The organism is Phragmitibacter flavus (assembly GCF_005780165.1).
In the GTDB taxonomy this organism is placed as follows: domain Bacteria; phylum Verrucomicrobiota; class Verrucomicrobiia; order Verrucomicrobiales; family Verrucomicrobiaceae; genus Phragmitibacter; species Phragmitibacter flavus.
Map to the genome: position 1 here is coordinate 1 of NZ_VAUV01000043.1, position 628 is coordinate 628.

The window sequence follows — 628 nt, forward strand, 5'->3', positions numbered from 1 at the left end:
GCGTTGCCCTTCGCCATTGAGGGCTTCGACTGCGACAACGGCAGTGAGTTCCTCAACTGGCATTTGGTGCGCTATTTTCAACAACGCCCCAAAGCCGTGGGTTTTACGCGCAGCCGGCCCTATCACAAGAACGACAACGGGCATGTGGAGCAGAAGAACTGGACCCATGTGAGGCAACTGCTCGGCTACGACCGGCTGGACGACATGGAGATGCTTGAAGCCATCAACCGGCTCTACCGTGAGCTGTGGGAGCCATTGCACAACTACTTCCTGCCCTCGGCGAAGCTGGTGAGCAAAGACCGGCACGGAGCGAAAGTGAAACGGCGACATGACAAGCCACAAACGCCCTGTGAGCGTCTACTGGGCAGCAAAGCGATCCCCGTGAAAATGAAGAGGCAACTGCGGGCCCAACGAGCCGCGCTCAATCCCTTTGAATTGCACCGCCAACTGGAAGAGGCCCTGCGCCCATTGCTTCTGCGGGCCCTCCATTCCAGTCGCCCTACGGGCTCCTTGCATTCCGAGCCCGCCGAAGCAATGATGACCCCCTAACCACGGTGTCACACCTAATGAGTCAACGACACCCTCTTTCCTACACCTCCCCGGTGTCATTTACTTTTGAGGCAACAAG

1 pseudogene is annotated in these 628 nt (G+C 58.0%); it reads left to right on the plus strand.

From position 1 onward, the window contains the following. Positions 1-549, plus strand: a pseudogene (locus FEM03_RS24620) (integrase catalytic domain-containing protein); the annotation flags it as partial. Positions 550-628 lie beyond the last annotated feature (79 nt).